This is a genomic window from Streptomyces xanthophaeus (assembly GCF_000725805.1).
In the GTDB taxonomy this organism is placed as follows: domain Bacteria; phylum Actinomycetota; class Actinomycetes; order Streptomycetales; family Streptomycetaceae; genus Streptomyces; species Streptomyces xanthophaeus.
The window spans coordinates 10,064-26,912 of the sequence record NZ_JOFT01000043.1; the positions used below are offsets into that span (position 1 = coordinate 10,064).

Below are 16,849 nucleotides of genomic sequence, written 5' to 3' on the forward strand. Positions count from 1 at the left end.
TTCACGGCCGCCCTCCTCGGCCCGCGCGCCCGGCCACCGAGGCCAGGTAGTCCTCCAGGGTGCGGGCCGGGGCCCAGCCCTGGGCGCGGGCCCTGGCGGTGTCCAGCACCACCGGGTGCGCCAGCTGGTCCACCGCGTAGCGGCTGAGGGCAGGTTCGGTACCCGTGAGGCGGGCCAGGGCCTGAGCCGTGAGGGCGGCCGCGGCGGCCAGCGGCAGGGGCAGGTGGCGGACGCGGGCCCGGACCCCGTGGGCGCGCAGCACCTGCCCGACGGCCTCGTCGCGGCCGTACGGCTCGGCGTCCGCCACGTTGTACGCCCCCGGCGCCCAGCCGGCCGCCGCGAGGCAGGCGTCGGCGAGGTTCTCCACCGCCGTGAGGCTGAGCCGGACGTCCGGCCCCGGCAGCGCCAGCATCCCGGCCCGGACCCGGGACAGCAGCCGGGGCAGGAGCTGGGTGTCGCCCGGCCCGTAGACCGCGCGCGGCCGCAGCACCACCGCGCCCGCGGCCAGGGCCAGGGCCTCGCCCCCGGCCTTGGTCCGCCCGTAGGCGTTGAGGTGGCCGGCCCGCGGGTGGTCCTCGTCCACCAGGCTCCGGTCGAGCCGCGGATCGTAGACGCTCGCGCTGCTCACCCAGACCACCGGCCGCCCGGCCGCCGCCGCGAGCAGCCGCCGGGTGCCGTCCACGTTGACCGCGTGCATCTGCGCCCCGGCCCGCGAGCCGGGTGCCGGGTCGCCCACCGCGGCCGCGCAGTGCACGACGAGGTCCACCCCCGTCAGGTCCGGCGAGCCGTGCGCCGCGTCCCAGGGGCGGTGTTCCCCCACCGGACCCGGCCTGCGGCCCACGCACACCACGCGGGCCCCCCGCGCGGCGGCCAGGGAGGCCACGTGGCCGCCGCAGAAGCCGCTGGCCCCCGTGACCGCGATGCGGACCCCGGCGCTCATGCCGCCGCCCGCACCGTCAGCGAACGCCAGCCGGGCAGGGCGGCCCCCCGGTCCACCCGGGCCCCCGTCACCACCGGCCGGTACGGGGCGAGGGCCGCCAGGACGTCGGCCAGCTGTACGCGGGCCAGCCGGGCCCCGGGACAGCTGTGCGGCCCCGTACCGAACACCAGGTGCGCCTGCTCCGCTCCGGCGGGCGCGCGGGCGTCCGGGTCCCGCAGGTGCGCCTCGGCAGCGTGCCGCGCCACCAGCAGCAGCCGGTCGCCGCCGCGCACCGGGCAGCCACCGACGCTCCCGTCCGCGGCGGCCACCCGGGGCAGCACCGGCGAGGCCGCGGTGACCCGCAGCAACTCCTCGGCCAGCAGCGGCCGCAGCGCCCCGTCGGCGGCCTGGTCCCACAGGTCCGCGTCGGCGCACCAGGCGACGGCCCGGGGCAGCGCGGCGACCGTCGTGTTCACGGCGGCCACCGCCACCATCGCGGACAGCGCGTCGGCGTCCTGCGCACCGCCGTCCCCGTCCGGGCCGCCGAGCAGCCGCCGCAGCCGGTCCGCGGCGCGGGCGGCGGCCGCCTCGGCGCGCGGGCGGCGCGGGCCGGGCAGATGACTGCGTACGGAGGCGGCCGCGGCCTCGGCGGCCGCCTCCGCGACGGCCCGCGGATCGGCGGGCCGGTCCAGCAGCGCGCACACCACCGACCCGGCGAGGGTGCGGGCGAGCTCCACCAGGTCCACCTCGGCTCCCCGGTCCAGCGGCGCGAGGCCGCGTACCAGCAACGGCTGCCACACCGCGCGGAGTTCCTCCACCCCGGCCGCGCCGAGCCCGCCGGCGAGGGTGCGCCGGTCCGCCCGGTGCCCGGCTCCTTCCTGGTCGAACAGCACCCCGGCCGGTCCCGACAGCGCGGCGCGCGCGGCGCCGCCCGTCGTGCCGGCCGCCGTACGGTCCAGCGGCAGCCGGGTCAGTGCCTCGCGGTAGGCCTCCGCCCCGTGCACCAGCACGGTCCGGCCCACCCTGCGTACGGGCCGCCCGCGCGTCGCGGCCAGCAGGGCGAACAGCAGCGGATGGCTGCGCAGGTAGACCCGGCGGTCCCGGCGGCGGGCCCGGTCCTGCCCGGTGGCGGCGGCGGTCACGGGGTGCCCCCCGGGGCCAGGCGCCGCGCGGCGAGGGCGGCCGTCGCCGCCCGGTCCGGTTTGCGGGAGCGCCCCGACAGCGGGATGTCCGCGAACAGCAGTGCGTCGGGACGGGCGGTGCCCATCCTCCGGACGGGCTCCGACAGGGCGGCGCGCAGGGCGCCCTCGGCCTGGCCGCGGCGCGGCTGCACCACGGCCACCAGCCGTTCGTCGCCCCCGCCCGCCGGGACCCCGACGAGCAGGGCCAGTTCCACGCCCGGTACGTGCAGGGCGGGTTCGTACAGGCCCGGGTAGATGTTCTCGGCCCGGCGCAGCACCATGTCCTTGCACCGGCCCTCCAGGACGATCCGGCCCGCCGGGTCCAGGCGCGCCCGGTCGCCCGTACGCACCCACGGGTCGGGGTCCTCCCCGAGGTAGCGGTCGCGGGCGGCGTCCCCGGCGAGCAGCAGCTGGCCGTCCGCGTCGGGCTTGGCGAGGACGCCCGGCAGCGGGGCTCCGACCAGGTCGCCGGGGCCCTCGAAGGCGGCCTTCTCGCGGGCCTCGACGGCGGCGGCGGGGAACAGTTCGGTGAGCGCGTACACCCCCCACGCCTGGTCGGCGCCCGCGCTCCGGACCCGTTCCAGCAGGGCGGCGCCGGCCGGGGCGGAGCCCGTCCACACGCGCCCGTGGAAGCGGGCGCCCGCGCCGAGGGCGTCCCGTAGCTGCGGCGGGGTCAGGTACGTGTCCTGCGGGCGCAGCCGGTGCAGCTGCCGGGCCAGCAGCCGGGGGCTGCGGGCCGGGAGGGCGACGGGGGCGCCGCCGGTGAGGGCGGGGACGAGCACGAAGAAGGTGCCGCCGAGGACCGGGCGGTCCGGCCGCGCGTCGAACAGGGCGGCGACGGTGCCCATCCCGGCGGCCAGGCTCGCCCGGGTGTGCACCACGGCGCGCGGCCGGGAGGTGGTCCCGGAGGTGAAGACGATCACGGCGTCCCCGTCGTGGTCCCCGTGCACGGGGACCCCCGCCCGGGGCGCCGTCAGGTCCAGGGCGGGCGCGCAGCCCGGCAGCCGGGGCCCGACCGTGGCCACCGGTCCCAGCTCCGCGAGGTCGGGCAGCGCGAGCCGGGCCCGCCGGGCCAGCGGCCGGGCCCAGCCCGCCACCGCCTGCGCGGCCGCGTCGGCCAGCACCAGCGCGGGCCGGGCCAGGGCGAGGCGGGCGCGCAGGACGTCGGGCCCCGCGCCCGGGTCGAGCACGGCCCCGCGCAGCCCGAGCCGCCACAGGGCGAGCAGCAGGGCCAGCGCCCGGGGGCCGGGGCGTACGGCGACGCCTACGGTGTCCCCGGCGCGCAGCCCGCGTGCGTGCAGGGCGGCGGCGAACGCGTCGGCGAGGTCGGTGAGTTCGCCGCGCGTGGCGCGTAGGCGGGGGGCGCCGCTGCGGGCGGCGGTGAGGACGGCGGGCTGCTCGGGGCGGCTGCGCAGCGCGTGGTCGAGACGGTCGAGCATCAGCGGGGGTCCGTTCCGTGGCGGCCGCTGCCCTGGTCCAGGTACCAGCGGGCGGTGCCCGCGATCCCGTAGGCCCGCAGGCGCCGCGTCGAGTTCTCCACGACCATCGCGCGGCAGTGCACGATCCGGTCGGTGTGGCGGCGTACGGCGTTGAGGAAGAGCCGGTCGGTGGGGGAGGGGCGCCGGGGCATGCCTCCGACGGCCAGGTACAGCTCGGCGGTGATCGCCATGTTGTTCCCGGCGTGCATGCGGTACGGGGCCCGGTAGCCGTTGCGCCGGGCGTGCTGGGGCCGCAGCCGTCCGAAGAGCGCGGCGAGGGCGACGAGGGCGCCGAAGCCGGCCCGGCCGAGCGGGCCGTGCTCGTCGCGGCGGGCGGTGATCCGGCCGCAGACCAGCCCGGGGCGCCGGGTGAGGGCGCTGCGCGCGGCGCGGGTCCAGTCCGGCCGGGGCAGGCAGTCGGCGTCGGTGCGGGCCAGGAGGCCGGCGCCGCGCCCGATGGCATAGCGGAAGCCGGTGTCCACGGCGGATCCGACGCCCTTCTCGGGCTCCTCGATCACCTCCACGGGGAACGGGGCCTGCGCGGCGAACCGCCGGGCCACCGCGCCCGTGCCGTCCCGGGAGGCGTTGTCGACGACCAGCAGGGTGAAGTCCCGGTCCCGCTGCGCGGCGAGGGCGCGCAGGGTGTCCGCGAGGCGGGCCTCCTCCTCGTGCGCGGGCACGACCACCCACATCCGCTCGCTCATGACTTCTCCCAGACCATGGTCATGATGCTGATGCCGCCGCCGAGTCCGACGAACAGGACCCGTTCGCCCGGGGCCAGTTCCCCGTACACGCGGTCCAGCTGCACCCCGATGCTCGCGCTCGCGATGTTGCCGAGTTCGGGCACGGTCACCACGAGCTTCTCCTCGGGCACCCCGGTCAGCTCCGCGAACCGCTCCAGGTACGGCACGGTCACCTGGTGGACGAGCACCCTGGCGAAGCCGCCCCAGTCCAGGCCCGTGCGGTGCAGGGTCCGGTCGATGACGGCGGTGCCCACCTTCTCGAAGACGCCGCGCAGTTCGTGCCCGTCGCCGCGGAACCAGGTGTGCTCGTCCCCGCGCGGGTGCCGGGAACCGCCGCCCGGTATGCCGCCGACCTCCCAGTGCTCCGAGTGGGTCTCGGTGTCCACGTCGATGATCCCGCCGCGTCCCACTGCCTCCACGACGACGGCCGCCCCCGCGTCGCCGAAGGTGTAGCCCGCGAAGCCGCTCCGGAACTCGGCGAAGTCGGCCGGATCCTTGCGCACCGCCCGGCTCGGGGTCTCCCCGGTGACCACCAGGGCCCGGCGGGCGCGTCCGGCCAGGACCATGGAGCGGGCGAGGTCGATCCCGTTGACGAAGCTGTTGCAGGCGTTGGTGACGTCCAGGGCGTGGGCCCGCGAACCCAGCTCCGCTTGCACGATGTGCGCGGTGGCGGGTTCGACCATGTCCCGGGAGGCCGAGGCGAAGACCAGCAGGTCGACGTCGAGCGGGCTCAGTCCGGCGGAGTCCAGGGCCCGGCGGGCCGCGCCCACGGCGAGCGTGGAGGCGTACACCCCCTCGGCCGCGACCCGGCGGGAGACGATTCCGGTGGCCTGCTTCAGCAGCGTCGGCGGCAGGGTCAGGCCACTGGTGCGGGCCACCTCCTGCTGGAGGTCCGCGGAGGACAGGACCTGCTCGGGCAGCAGGCTGCCGACGGCGGTTATCCCGGCGCGCGCCGGCGGGTCACATGGCTGGAAAGGCATGTCCACACGATGGCAAGCGCATCCGGACCGGGCCTGAGTACGGATGCTCAGATCGTGCTGCGGCGCGGCCTGAGTACCCGGGGCGGGACCGGTCCACCGTGCAAGGAGCCTGCTCCCGGGGCCTGTTGTGCACACGGGACTTGCCCTTACGCTCCCCCCAGCGGGCGACGGAGCAGGTCCGGGGCGCTGCGGAGGTCTTTCGTTCTCCTGCTGTACGGCGCGGTGTCACGAGCTGATCCCCGTCCGGTACCCCGGGACCGCTGTCCTTGGGGCGCCCCCGACTCCCCCCTCACCCCCAGAGGTCGTCACCCATGACAGAGCTGAACCGTCGCAGGTTCCTGCAGATCGCCGGCGGCACCGCGGCCGTCGCCATGCTGAACGAGAGCATCGCGCGGGCCGCCGCCATCCCGGCGGCGCAGGGCGGCACCGGAACGATCCAGGACATCGAGCACGTCGTCGTCCTCATGCAGGAGAACCGTTCCTTCGACCACTACTTCGGGGCGATGAAGGGCGTGCGCGGCTTCGGTGACCCCCGGCCCGTGCTCCAGGACAACGGCAAGTCCGTCTTCCACCAGTCCAACGGGACGAAGGACATCCTCCCCTTCAACCCGCAGGTGGAAGACCTCGGGATGCAGTTCCTCACGGGCCTCAACCACGACTGGGCCGGCGGTCAGCAGGCCTACAACAAGGGCAAGTACGACAAGTGGGTGCCCGCCAAGACGGCCACGACCATGTCGTACATGACCCGGAACGACATCCCGTTCCACTACGCCCTCGCCGACGCCTTCACCGTGTGCGACGCCTACCACTGCTCCTTCATCGGAGCCACCGACCCCAACCGCTACTACATGTGGACGGGCTACACGGGCAACGACGGCACCGGTGGCGGCCCGGTCCTCGGCAACCAGGAGCTGGGCTACGGCTGGAAGACCTACCCGGAGCGGCTGGAATCGGCCGGGGTCTCCTGGAAGGTCTACCAGGACATCGGCGACGGCCTGAACGCGGCGGGCCACTGGGGCTGGATCAACGACGCCTTCCGCGGCAACTACGGCGACAACTCACTGCTGTACTTCAACACGTACCGCAACGCCCAGCCCGGCAGCCCCCTGTACGAGAAGGCCCGCACGGGCACGAACGCCGCCGCGGGCGAGGGCTACTTCGACCGGCTGCGCGCCGACGTGGTGAACGGGACCCTCCCGCAGGTGTCCTGGATCACCGCCCCCGAGGCCTTCAGCGAGCACTCCAACTGGCCGACGAACTTCGGCGCCTGGTACATCTCTAAGGTCCTCGACGCGCTGACCGCGAACCCGGACGTGTGGGCGAAGACCGCCCTGTTCATCACCTACGACGAGAACGACGGCTTCTTCGACCACGTGGTCCCGCCGTACCCGCCCGCCTCCTCCGCCTGGGGCCTGTCCACGGCCGACGTCAAGGGCGACCTGTACGCGGGCGGCGTCTCCGGCTACGCGGCCGGCCCGTACGGCCTCGGCCCCCGCGTCCCCATGATCGTGGTCTCCCCGTGGAGCAAGGGCGGCTACGTCTGCTCCGAGACCTTCGACCACACCTCGGTGATCCGCTTCATGGAGAAGCGCTTCGGGGTGCAGGAGCCCAACATCTCGCCGTGGCGCCGAGCCGTCTGCGGTGACCTGACCTCGGCCTTCGACTTCACCCGGGCCGACGCGGCGCCCGCCGCGCTGCCCTCCACGGCCGGATACGTGCCGCCGGACAAGAACCGCCACCCGTCCTACTATCCGACCGTGCCGGCCACGGGCACCCTCCCGAAGCAGGAGGCGGGCTCCAAGCCCACCCGGGCCCTGGGCTACCACCCGTACGTGGACGGCAAGGCCACCGTCTCCACCGGCAAGTTCACCCTGACCTTCGCCAGCGGCCCCACCTTGGGCGCCCACTTCCACAGCACCTCCGGCAACCGCACGGACGGTCCCTGGCCCTACACCGTCGAGGCGGGCAAGACCCTCTCGGACACCTGGAGCACCAGCAGCTCCACCGGCAACCAGATCGACCTCAGCGTCTGGGGCCCGAACGGGTTCCTGCGCACCTGGAAGGGCCCGGCGAAGAAGGCCGGCCCCGAGGTCACCGCCCGCCACGCGGCGGCCACCGGCAACCTGACGCTCAGCCTGACCAACTCCGGTGCGGCCGCGGTCAACCTCACGGTGACCAACGCCTACGGCGGCGCGGCCCAGACCTTCAAGGTCAACCCCGGCGCCACGGTGACCCACACGGTCGACCTGCGCACGACAGGCCGCTGGTACGACGTCAAGGTCGTCTCCGACGCCGACGCCACCTTCCTGCGCCGCTTCGCCGGCCACGTGGAGACGGGCGCCCCGGGCGTCTCCGACCCCGCGATCAAGACCGTCTGACCGCCCGAACGGGTGATCCCGCCCGCTTCTCCCGCCCGGGGGGTTAACGCTTGCGTTAACTTCCCGGGCGTGGCTCAATGGGAAGTAATCCTCGTGGGCGAGGTGGCGGAGTGGTTCGATGCGCTGGCCGAGACGGACTGGGACAGCGCCGAACAGGTGGAAGACGCGGTGGACGCGCTCGCGATGTTCGGGCCCACGCTCGGACGCCCGCTCGTCGACCGCATCAAGGGTGCGGAGCAGCACCACATGAAGGAACTCCGGCCGGGATCCTCGGGTGGCAGTGAGATCCGGATCCTGTTCGCATTCGATCCGGTTCGCCGCGCCGTGCTGCTCGTTGCGGGGGACAAGGCCGGGAACTGGCAGCGATGGTACGAAGTGAACATCCCGCTTGCCGAGAAGCGGTACGCGGCTCACGTCAGTGAGCTGGACACCAGGGAGTACGAATGAGCGGTGTCGGTTGGGAGGAGGCCAAGCGTCAGGTGCGCGAGCGCCGGGTGGCTGCCGGGCTGCCGGTGCGGTCTCCGGCGGAGAAGCAGGCCGCGATGGACCGGCTCATGGCCGAGGTGCGGGCGTACAGGCTTGCCGAGATCCGGCAGGAACAGGCGCTCACCCAGAAGGACGTGGCCGACACGATGGGGGTGTCCGCCCCCCGGGTGTCGGCCATCGAGAACGGTGAGACCGACCGCACGGAGGTCGCGACCCTGCGCTCCTATGTGGAGGCGCTCGGCGGACGCCTGCGTGTGGTGGCCGACTTCGGCGACACCGAGTACACCGTGGCCTGACGGTTGCGGCGGCTCGGTGTGATGGTAGGCCCGGTGGGCAGAACGTACGGCGGCGGAGCTTCCGCCACGCCACCGCCATCGCCACCGAGGGAGAACGTATGGCCATCGCCCACCGCAGGATCGGTACCGGGCCCGTCCGTGTCATCGTGCTGCACGACTGGTTCGGGACCTCCGCCAATTGGGGTTCCGTGCTGGAGTACCTCGACCCCGAGGGCTTCTCCTACGCCTTCCTCGACTACCGCGGCTACGGCGGGCGCCGGGACGTCTCCGGCCGCTACAGCGTTCCCGAGATCGCCGACGACGTCCTCGAACTCGCCGACGAGCTGGGCTGGGACACCTTCTCCCTGCTGGGCCACTCCATGGGCGGCAAGGCGGTGCAGCAGGTCCTCGTCCGGGCCCCCGAGCGCATCGAGAAGCTGATCGGGATCGCCCCCGTGCCGGCCGCGCCCTACGAGCTGGACGACGCGGCCCACGCCCTGTTCTACGGCGCCGCCGAGGACCCGGAGAAGCGCCGGACCATCCTCGACCTGGTCACCGGCAACCGCGCCAGCCGCCACTGGCTGGCCCGGATGGTCGCGCACTCCCTGGAGGTCTCCCGCCCCGAGGCCTTCGCCGCGTACCTCGCGAGCTGGCAGCCCCTCGACCTGTCCCAGGCCGTGAAGGGCAGCACCGTCCCGGTGCTGGTCCTGGTCGGCGAGCACGACCTCGCGCTCACCGCCGACGTGATGCGCGCCACCTGGCAGGCCTGGTACCCGAACTGTCGGGTCAAGACCCTCTCCGGCGCCGGCCACTACCTGCCGCACGAGGCCCCGGTCGCCTTCGCCACCGAGGTCGAGGCCTTCCTCCGGGCGTAGGGCACGAAAAAAGCCCCTGGGGCCGCGAGAGGACTCGCGGCCCCAGGGGACCTACAGGGTGAGTGACGGGACTTGAACCCGCGGCCACCTGGACCACAACCAGGTGCTCTACCAACTGAGCTACACCCACCACGAAGGGCGGCGGACCACCCGTTCGATGTGCAAGCACAGCATAGCCGATCTGAGGGGTGGTCCCGCGACGCCTTTATCCGGCGGACCGGCTCCCGGCCAGGGCGGCGGCGAGCCGTGGGGTGACCCCGTCCGTACGGCGGGCGGCGCGTGCCACGGCCGCCGCGGCGAGGGCGCGGATCACGGGGTGCGGACGGGTCCCGTCCCCGGACAGCTCCGGCTGGAACAGGGTGGCGAGGAAGAAGGGGTGGCCGGGCAGTTCCACGATGCGCACCTGCCCCTCCTCGTCGTGCCCCGACATCCGCAGCCCGCGAGCGGCGAGCGCCGGCAGGTGCCGGGGCGCGGGCCCGTAGGTGCAGTGGTAGTGCTCCACCGAGCGCTCCGCGCCGAGGGCGGACTCGGCGAGCGACCCGGCCTCGGCCCGGACGAGGCCCGAGTGCCCCACCAGCGAGCAGGCGAGCGGCGCGATCAGCAGGTCCTCGGCCCCCGGGTCCTGCTCGGCGTGCGCGGCCCCCGTCAGGCCGCAGACCGTGCGGGCGTACTCCAGCAGCGTGTGCTGGAAGCCGCCGCAGGTCCCGAGGAAGGGGATGCCCTCCTCCCGGGCCGTCCGGATCGCGGCCAGCGCCCCGGCCTCGCTGGCGTACGGGCTCCCGGGCAGCACCCACACCGCGTCGAAGCGGGCCAGGGCCCCGGAGGCGGCCTCGGCCGCGGCGTCGCCGGTCGGGATCCAGTACGCGTCGAGGACGAGTCCGTCGCGCGCGGCCAGGGCGTCGAGGAGCAGCGGGATCCGGGCGTGGGAGGTGACGTGCGGGGAGCGGTCGCCGACGAGGGCGATCCGCGCGATCGGTGCGGTGGGTGCGGTGGGTGCGGTGGGGGCGGTGGGGGCCGTGGATGCGGCGCGTGCGGCGGGTGCGGTGGTCATGCGGATCATCCTGCGGCCGGGTCCCACTTCAGCACCAACGATTGTTCCTGCATGATCCATAAGCAATGCTGATGGGCATGGACCCGCACCTGCTCCGCACCTTCGTCGCCGTCGCCCGCCTGGCCTCCTTCTCCGGCGCGGCCCGGGAGCTCGGCTACACCCAGTCCGCGGTCTCCCAGCACATCGCCGCCCTGGAGGCGGACCTGCGGACCGAGCTGCTCACCCGGCGGCCGGTGACCCCGACCGCGGCCGGGGAGCGGCTGCTGGAACACGCCGGGCCGCTGCTGCTGCGGCTCGACGCCGCGCGCGCCGACGTCCTGCGGCTGGCCGCCGCGCCGCCCGGCCGGGTCACGCTCGCGGTGTCCCCGCTCGCCGTCGGGCCCCGGCTGCTGGCGGCCCTCCCGGCGACCGGGGTCACGCTGCGGGTGCTGCCGCCCGCGCAGGTGCCCGCCGCCGTCGCCACCGGCGGCTGCGACCTCGGCCTGGCCGACGGTCCGGCCGCGCCCAGCGACCCGCTGAGGCTGCCCGACGTGGCCCCGCTCACCGTGACCGGCGTGGGTGAGCAGGAACTGGCCGTACTGCTGCCCGCCGGGCACCCCTTCGCCGGGCGGGCCGCCCTGCGGCTGGACGACCTCGCCGACGCGCGCTGGCTCGACGCCCCCGGAGTGGGCCTGCCGCTCGCCGGCCGCCCGTCGGCCCGTACCGCAGTGCGCTACGAAGGCACCGACGTGCACGGCCTGTGCGTTTTGGCCCTCGCCGGACACGGCCTCGTGCTGCTGCCGCGCCGCGTGGCCGAGTCCGCCGCCGCGGGGGCGGGGGCGGGGGCGGTCGGCGCGGCAGCAGCCGGGGTCGCCGTACCGCTGTCGGCGCCGCGCCTGGTGCACCGTACGGAACTGCTCGTGCCCGGCGCCCCGACCGGCGCGGCCACTGCCCTCGCCGCGCGCCTCACGGCAGGATCCCCGTATGACCACTGACCCCGCCCCCTTCACCGCGGCCGACTACGCCGCCCGGATGGCCGCCGCCGCCCGGAGCGCCGCCGACGCGGGACTGGCCGGCCTGCTCATCGCCCCAGGGCCCGACCTCACCCACCTCACCGGCTACCGGGTCACCGCCGACACCGAGCGGCTGACCCTGCTCGTGCTCGCCGCCGGGCAGGACCCCGTGCTCGTCGTGCCCGCGCTGGAGGCCCCCGACGCGGCCAAGGCCCCCGGCGCCGCCGCGCTCACCCTGCGGGACTGGGCCGACGGAGGGAACCCGTACGCGGCGGCCACCCCCCTGCTCGACGCCGCCGGGCGCTTCGGGGTGAGCGACAACACCTGGGCCCTCCACCTCCTGGGCCTCCAGCGGGAGTTGCCCACCACCTCCTACGTGTCCCTGACCGACGCCCTGCCCATGCTGCGCGCCGTCAAGGACGAACGGGAGCTGGCCCGCCTCGCGGCGGCCGGGGAGGCGGCCGACGCCGCCTACGCGCAGGTCCTGCACCTGCCGTTCGCCGGACGCCGCGAGAGCGACGTCGCCGCCGACCTGGCCGCCCTGCTGCGCGCGCACGGCCACTCCCAGGTCGACTTCACCGTCGTCGGCTCCGGGCCCAACGGCGCGAACCCGCACCACGAGGCCGGCGACCGGGTCATCGCGCACGGCGACATGGTGGTCCTCGACTTCGGCGGACTGTGGCACGGCTACGGCTCCGACATCTCCCGCACCGTGCACGTCGGGGAGCCGAGCGCCGAGGAACAGCGGGTCCACGACATCGTCCGCGAGGCCCAGCAGGCGGCGACCGCCGCGGTCCGGCCGGGCATCGCCTGCCAGGAGGTGGACCGGGTGGCCCGCGCGGTGATCACCGAGTTCGGCTACGGGGACCGCTTCATCCACCGCACCGGCCACGGCATCGGCGTCACCACCCACGAGCCGCCGTACATGGTCGAGGGCGAGGAGCGGCCCCTGGTCCCCGGCATGTGCTTTTCCGTGGAGCCGGGCGTCTACCTGCCGGGCCGGTTCGGCGTCCGGATCGAGGACGTCGTGACCGTCACCGAGGACGGCGTGCGCCGCCTCAACAACGCCCCGAGGGAGCTGGCGGTCGTCGAGTAGGCCCCCGGACGCGGCGCACCTACGGGCCGAGGACCACCGCGGACTCGCCCGGCACGTGGATCCGCCCGTCCGGGCCCGGGTGGTGGACGGGCTCCCACGAGGCCAGCACCCGCACCCCGTTGCGGCCCAGCGCGATCGTGGCCGGCTGCGCGGAGAGGTTCACCACCACCCGTACGTCGCCCCGGCGGAAGGTCAGCCAGCGCCGCTCCTCGTCGTGGGCGACGCGGACCGCCGCGAGGTCCGGATCGCGCAGGTCCGGGTGCGAGCGGCGCAGCGCGACGAGGGTGCGGTACCAGGCCAGCAGGCGCGCGTGCCCGGGCTGCTCCGGTTCGGCCCAGTCCAGGCAGGAACGGTCGCGGGTGGCGGGGTCCTGCGGGTCGGGGATCTCCTCGGCCTTCCAGCCGTGCGCCGCGAACTCCCGCCGCCGGCCGCTGCGTACCGCCTCGGCGAGTTCCGGGTCGGGATGGTCGGTGAAGTACTGCCACGGGGTGCCCGCGCCCCACTCCTCGCCCATGAACAGCATCGGTACGAACGGGCCGGTCAGCGCCACGGTCGCGGCGCAGGCCAGCAGGCCGGGGGAGAGGGAGGCCGAGAGGCGGTCGCCGAGGGCCCGGTTGCCGATCTGGTCGTGGGTCTGGGTGTAGCCGAGGAATCGGTGGGCCGGGGTGCGGCGGTGGTCCAGGGGGCGGCCGTGGGTGCGGCCCCGGAAGGAGGACCAGGTCCCGTCGTGGAAGAAGGCCCTGGTCATCGTCTTGGCGAGGGCGGCCAGCGGGGCCTCGGCGAAGTCCGCGTAGTACGCCTGGGACTCACCGGTCAGCGCGCAGTGCAGGGCATGGTGGAAGTCGTCGTTCCACTGGGCGTGCAGGCCCAGGCCCCCGGCGGCCCGCGGGGTGGTGGTGCGCGGGTCGCACTGGTCGGACTCGGCGATCAGGAACAGCGGCCGGCCGGTCTCCGCCGCCAGTTCGTCGACCGCCGCGGCGAGTTCCTCCAGGAAGGTCAGCGCCCGCCCGTCGGCGAGCGCGTGCACGGCGTCCAGGCGCAGCCCGTCGATCCGGTAGTCGCGCAGCCAGGCCAGGGCGCTGCCGATGAAGTAGGCCCGGACCTCGTCGGAGCCGGGCGCGTCCAGGTTCACCGCCGCGCCCCACGGCGTGTGGTGGGTCTCGGTGAAGTACGGGCCGAAGGCGGGGAGATGGTTGCCGGAGGGCCCGAGGTGGTTGTGGACGACGTCCAGCACCACGCCGAGGCCCGCGGTGTGCGCGGCTTCCACGAACCGGGCGAGGCCGGCCGGGCCGCCGTACGGTTCGTGCACCGCCCAGGGCGCGACCCCGTCGTACCCCCAGCCGTTGCGGCCGGGGAAGGGGCAGACCGGCATCAGCTCCACGTGCGTGACGCCGAGCCCGGTGAGGTGCCCGAGCCGGGCGGCCGCGGCGTCGAAGGTGCCCTCGGGGGTGAACGTGCCGACGTGCAGCTCGTACAGGACCGCGTCCTGGAGCGGGGTGCGCGGCGCCGGGACCGGCTCCGCGACGAGGGCCGCGAAGTCGACCACGGCGGACGGCCCGTCCGGCCCGGTCGGCATCCGCCGCCCGCGCGGGTCGGGACGCACGACGGCCGCCGCGCCGGAGCCGCCGTCCAGCAGGAACCCGTAGCGGCTCCCGTCGGCGGCCGGGGCCTCGACGACCCACCAGCCGTCCCGGTCCGGATCGCGTGCCATCTCGTACGTCGTGTCGTCCAGTCGCATGGCGACATGACCTGTCAGCGGTGCCCACACCTCGAACTGCACGGACGGTCCCCTCGTCTCCGGCGGTGTCCAGCATGCGTATCGTGCCCATCATTCCGGGCGCGGCGGGGGAGTTCTGGACACTCCGGCCCCGACGGGCCGACAATCACCCTGTGACGTCGAGTTTCGAATTTCCCGCCTTCCCCGCGCCGCGGCTCTCCGACGCCGAGCGCGACCGGGCGTTGGGCCAGCTCAGGGAGGGAGCCGCCCTGGGGCGGCTGTCCCACGACACGTTCCTGCGCCGGATGGAACTCGCCCTGGCGGCCCGCCGCTCCGAGGAGCTCGCGGTGCTCACCGCGGACCTGGAGAGCCGTGACGGGGACGAAAGCCCCTGGACCCGCCGGCTGTTCGGCTGGGTCGGCCGGGCCTCCGCCGTCACCGTCGGGGTCCGGCGCGCCTGGACCGCCGAGAAGCTGCCCAAGCTGCTCCTCCCGCACCCGAGCAGCGGGGCCCTGCGGATCGGCCGCGACCCCGGCAACGGGCTGCGCCTCACCCACGAGACCGTCTCCCGGGCGCACGCCGAGCTCCGGCTCCGGGACGGGGTGTGGGTGCTCAAGGACCTGGGCTCCACCAACGGGACCACGGTCAACGGCCGTCGGGTGACGGGCTCGGCCGTGGTCCGGGCCGGGGACCAGATCGGCTTCGGGAAGGTCACCTTCCGGCTCTCGGCGGACTGACGCCGTACGGGGCCGCCGCGGCCCCTACGGAGCGGGGACGCAAGATGGTGCCCATGGAACACACGCCTGCCGTGCGCCGCGCGCGCCCCGAGGACCTGCCCCGGCTCGTCGAACTGGTCCACGAGCACGTCGCGTACGAGAAGTCGGCACCGCGCCCGCCGGACCTCGCGCAGCGGCTGGGCCCGCAGCTCTTCGCCGAGGGGGCCCCGCTGTGGGTGCTGCTGGCGCGGACCCCGGACGGGACGGTGGCCGGGTACGCCGCCTGCTCCCGGGAGTTCGCCTTCTGGGACGCCCGCCACTACCTCCACATGGACTGCCTCTACCTCGCCGAGGACGCACGGGGGCACGGCCTCGGCGCCGCCCTGGTGGACGGCGTACGGGACCTCGCCCGGGAGCTCGGCCTCGCGGAGGTCCAGTGGCAGACCCCCGACTGGAACGAGGGCGCGATCCGCTTCTACGACCGCCTCGGCGCCACCGGCAGCCCCAAGCGCCGCTACACCCTGCCCGTGGAGCCCGCCGGATCCTGAACGGCCCGCGCGGGCGCGGCCGGGGCGGGCGGCGCCGACGGGTCCACGAGGCGTTCGTAGGCGGCCAGCACGGTGCGGGACTGGTGTTCCACCTGGGCGGCCACCGGTACCCAGCGCGCCTGGAACCGGGCCGTGAACTCCTCGCACCAGCCGGTGACCAGCCGGTCCAGCCCGGGCGCGGCCGGGTGGCCCCGGGTGCGCAGCACCCGCAGCAGCATCGCGGCGGCGCGCAGCGACAGGCGGCGCCCGAAGGCGTCGATCCCCGCGATGTACGCGGCGGTGGCTTCCGGGGGCGCACCGCTGCCGGTCCACCCCTGGGCGATCCGGGGGATCAGGGCGAGGGTCCAGTCCACCGCGCGCAGCAGCGGCGCCGCGTCCGGGTCCCGGTAGGGGGACGGCGCTTCGGCGCCGAGCAGCGCCCGTACGCCGGCCACGAGCGCGGCGTCGTCGGTGAGGCGCGCCGCGAGGACGCGCAGGGCGCGGCGCGGATCGGGGTGCGGGGCCGGATCGTCCACCAGGTCCGAGGCCCACATGGGGACTTCGATGATGGCGGTGGTCCCGGCGTACCGGTGGGCGTGGTACCAGGTGCTGAGCCGGGTGTCCTCCGGGTGGAAGGCTCCGGCGGCCTCGCTGCCCGGCTCGGGGATCACGTAGATCCCGGGCCCGGGGGAGGGCCAGCCCGCCGCGTCGGAGGCGCCGGTCTCCACCGGGATGCGCAGTTCCGTGGCGGAGGTGGCGAAGGGTTCGGCGAGGCCGGGTATGTCGCGGGTCAGCTGTACCCAGCTGCCGCCGAGGTCCGTGGCGTGCAGGGAGACCTGGAGGACGGGCCGGAGTTCGTCGATGAGGGCGGTCAGGGCGAGGGTCTCGGGCGGCAGCCGGTCCGGGGGCAGTAAGGACGGCGCCCATTCGGGCTGTTCGGGGCCGGGGGGCCGGAAGAAGTGGCGGTGGTAGTCGAGCAGCGAGTACGGGCGGGGCGTGCGGTGCAGGGCAGCGCCGTCCGGGTCGGCGCAGAGCAGGAAGTGCCAGCCGCAGCCGCGCCGCGGCGCCGGTGCGCGCACGAGGCGGCGGGCCAGGGACAGCGCGGTCGCGCCGCCGACGGGTTCGTTCGCATGGGCCCCGGCGACGACCAGGACGTTGCGGCCGGGCGCGGCGGGAGCGCCCGTCCGGGCCCGGGTGCCGGGCCCGGTCGCGGTGACGGACAGCAGCCACAGGGGCTGCCCGGCCCGGGAGGTGCCGGCCTGGCGCAGCCGGACCTCCCCCGGGTGTTCGTCCGCCAGCGCCCGGGCGGCCAGCGCCAGCTCGCTCGGGGTGGGGTAGCACATGTCCAGGAGGAGAGTCACAAGGGATGCCATGCCCGCCGCACGCGCCCCCTACTGCTCCGCGCGCCCTGCAGTTCCCGTGAAACTGTGGCGAA

Annotated in this window: 16 protein-coding genes and 1 tRNA gene; 8 read left to right on the top strand and 9 right to left on the bottom strand. The window is 75.3% G+C overall.

What is annotated here, in order from left to right:
* Position 1: 1 nt before the first annotated feature.
* Genes IO30_RS0124960 through IO30_RS0124980 form a run of 5 tightly spaced genes read right to left on the bottom strand, consistent with a single transcriptional unit; the run spans position 2 to position 5,301 of the window.
* Positions 2-940, bottom strand: a complete 939-nt coding sequence (locus tag IO30_RS0124960) for an NAD-dependent epimerase/dehydratase family protein (RefSeq protein WP_031146349.1) — start codon at positions 938-940, stop codon at positions 2-4.
* A complete protein-coding gene (locus IO30_RS0124965) occupies positions 937-2,061 on the bottom strand; it encodes a cytochrome P450 family protein (protein WP_031146351.1) in 1,125 nt (374 codons plus the stop codon). The genes IO30_RS0124960 and IO30_RS0124965 overlap by 4 nt, the downstream gene beginning before the upstream one ends.
* Positions 2,058-3,539, bottom strand: coding sequence for an AMP-binding protein (locus tag IO30_RS0124970; protein WP_031146353.1), 1,482 nt, complete (start codon positions 3,537-3,539; stop codon positions 2,058-2,060). The genes IO30_RS0124965 and IO30_RS0124970 overlap by 4 nt, the downstream gene beginning before the upstream one ends.
* Positions 3,539-4,282, bottom strand: coding sequence for a glycosyltransferase (locus IO30_RS0124975; protein ID WP_234321825.1), 744 nt, complete (start codon positions 4,280-4,282; stop codon positions 3,539-3,541). The genes IO30_RS0124970 and IO30_RS0124975 overlap by 1 nt, the downstream gene beginning before the upstream one ends.
* On the bottom strand, positions 4,279-5,301 hold the full coding sequence (locus IO30_RS0124980) for a 3-oxoacyl-ACP synthase III family protein (protein ID WP_031146357.1): 1,023 nt from the start codon (positions 5,299-5,301) through the stop codon (positions 4,279-4,281). Before IO30_RS0124980 ends, IO30_RS0124975 begins: the two co-directional genes overlap by 4 nt.
* Before the next feature lie 311 nt (positions 5,302-5,612).
* Here IO30_RS0124980 and IO30_RS0124985 point away from each other — a divergent pair, with 311 nt between their 5' ends.
* The 4 genes from IO30_RS0124985 to IO30_RS0125000 all read left to right on the top strand — a co-directional run bounded on the left by IO30_RS0124985 (position 5,613) and on the right by IO30_RS0125000 (position 9,315).
* On the top strand, positions 5,613-7,679 hold the full coding sequence (locus IO30_RS0124985) for a phosphocholine-specific phospholipase C (protein WP_031146358.1): 2,067 nt from the start codon (positions 5,613-5,615) through the stop codon (positions 7,677-7,679).
* 69 nt (positions 7,680-7,748) lie between these two features.
* Positions 7,749-8,126: a type II toxin-antitoxin system RelE/ParE family toxin gene (locus tag IO30_RS0124990; RefSeq protein ID WP_237403395.1), complete on the top strand. Its 378-nt coding sequence runs from the start codon at positions 7,749-7,751 to the stop codon at positions 8,124-8,126.
* Positions 8,123-8,461: an XRE family transcriptional regulator gene (locus tag IO30_RS0124995; RefSeq protein ID WP_031146361.1), complete on the top strand. Its 339-nt coding sequence runs from the start codon at positions 8,123-8,125 to the stop codon at positions 8,459-8,461. The genes IO30_RS0124990 and IO30_RS0124995 overlap by 4 nt, the downstream gene beginning before the upstream one ends.
* A gap of 98 nt (positions 8,462-8,559) precedes the next feature.
* Positions 8,560-9,315, top strand: coding sequence for an alpha/beta fold hydrolase (locus tag IO30_RS0125000; RefSeq protein ID WP_031146363.1), 756 nt, complete (start codon positions 8,560-8,562; stop codon positions 9,313-9,315).
* 57 nt (positions 9,316-9,372) lie between these two features.
* Here IO30_RS0125000 and IO30_RS0125010 read toward each other — a convergent pair.
* Positions 9,373-9,445 (bottom strand) — tRNA-His (locus IO30_RS0125010).
* A gap of 75 nt (positions 9,446-9,520) precedes the next feature.
* Positions 9,521-10,366, bottom strand: a complete 846-nt coding sequence (locus IO30_RS0125015) for a CTP synthase C-terminal region-related (seleno)protein (RefSeq protein WP_078904811.1) — start codon at positions 10,364-10,366, stop codon at positions 9,521-9,523.
* A gap of 77 nt (positions 10,367-10,443) precedes the next feature.
* Here IO30_RS0125015 and IO30_RS0125020 point away from each other — a divergent pair, with 77 nt between their 5' ends.
* Both IO30_RS0125020 and IO30_RS0125025 read left to right on the top strand, forming a co-directional pair.
* Positions 10,444-11,340 (top strand): LysR family transcriptional regulator, encoded by an 897-nt coding sequence (locus tag IO30_RS0125020; RefSeq protein ID WP_037895069.1) that lies wholly within the window; start codon positions 10,444-10,446, stop codon positions 11,338-11,340.
* The gene (locus tag IO30_RS0125025) at positions 11,330-12,454 is read left to right on the top strand and encodes an aminopeptidase P family protein (protein WP_031146368.1); all 1,125 of its coding nucleotides are present in this window, start codon (positions 11,330-11,332) and stop codon (positions 12,452-12,454) included. Before IO30_RS0125020 ends, IO30_RS0125025 begins: the two co-directional genes overlap by 11 nt.
* 19 nt (positions 12,455-12,473) lie before the next feature.
* On the opposite strand, the gene treZ is transcribed toward IO30_RS0125025, so the two are convergent.
* Positions 12,474-14,234: a malto-oligosyltrehalose trehalohydrolase gene (gene treZ / locus IO30_RS0125030; RefSeq protein ID WP_031146371.1), complete on the bottom strand. Its 1,761-nt coding sequence runs from the start codon at positions 14,232-14,234 to the stop codon at positions 12,474-12,476.
* A gap of 110 nt (positions 14,235-14,344) precedes the next feature.
* On the opposite strand from treZ, the gene IO30_RS0125035 reads away from it, so the two are divergent.
* Positions 14,345-14,908: an FHA domain-containing protein gene (locus tag IO30_RS0125035; protein ID WP_031146373.1), complete on the top strand. Its 564-nt coding sequence runs from the start codon at positions 14,345-14,347 to the stop codon at positions 14,906-14,908.
* A 53-nt stretch (positions 14,909-14,961) separates the two neighbouring features.
* A complete protein-coding gene (locus IO30_RS0125040) occupies positions 14,962-15,435 on the top strand; it encodes a GNAT family N-acetyltransferase (protein WP_037895071.1) in 474 nt (157 codons plus the stop codon).
* On the opposite strand, the gene IO30_RS0125045 is transcribed toward IO30_RS0125040, so the two are convergent.
* On the bottom strand, positions 15,402-16,787 hold the full coding sequence (locus tag IO30_RS0125045; RefSeq protein ID WP_237403394.1) for a M14 family zinc carboxypeptidase: 1,386 nt from the start codon (positions 16,785-16,787) through the stop codon (positions 15,402-15,404). The genes IO30_RS0125040 and IO30_RS0125045 overlap by 34 nt on opposite strands.
* Between the last annotated feature and the right edge of the window lie 62 nt (positions 16,788-16,849).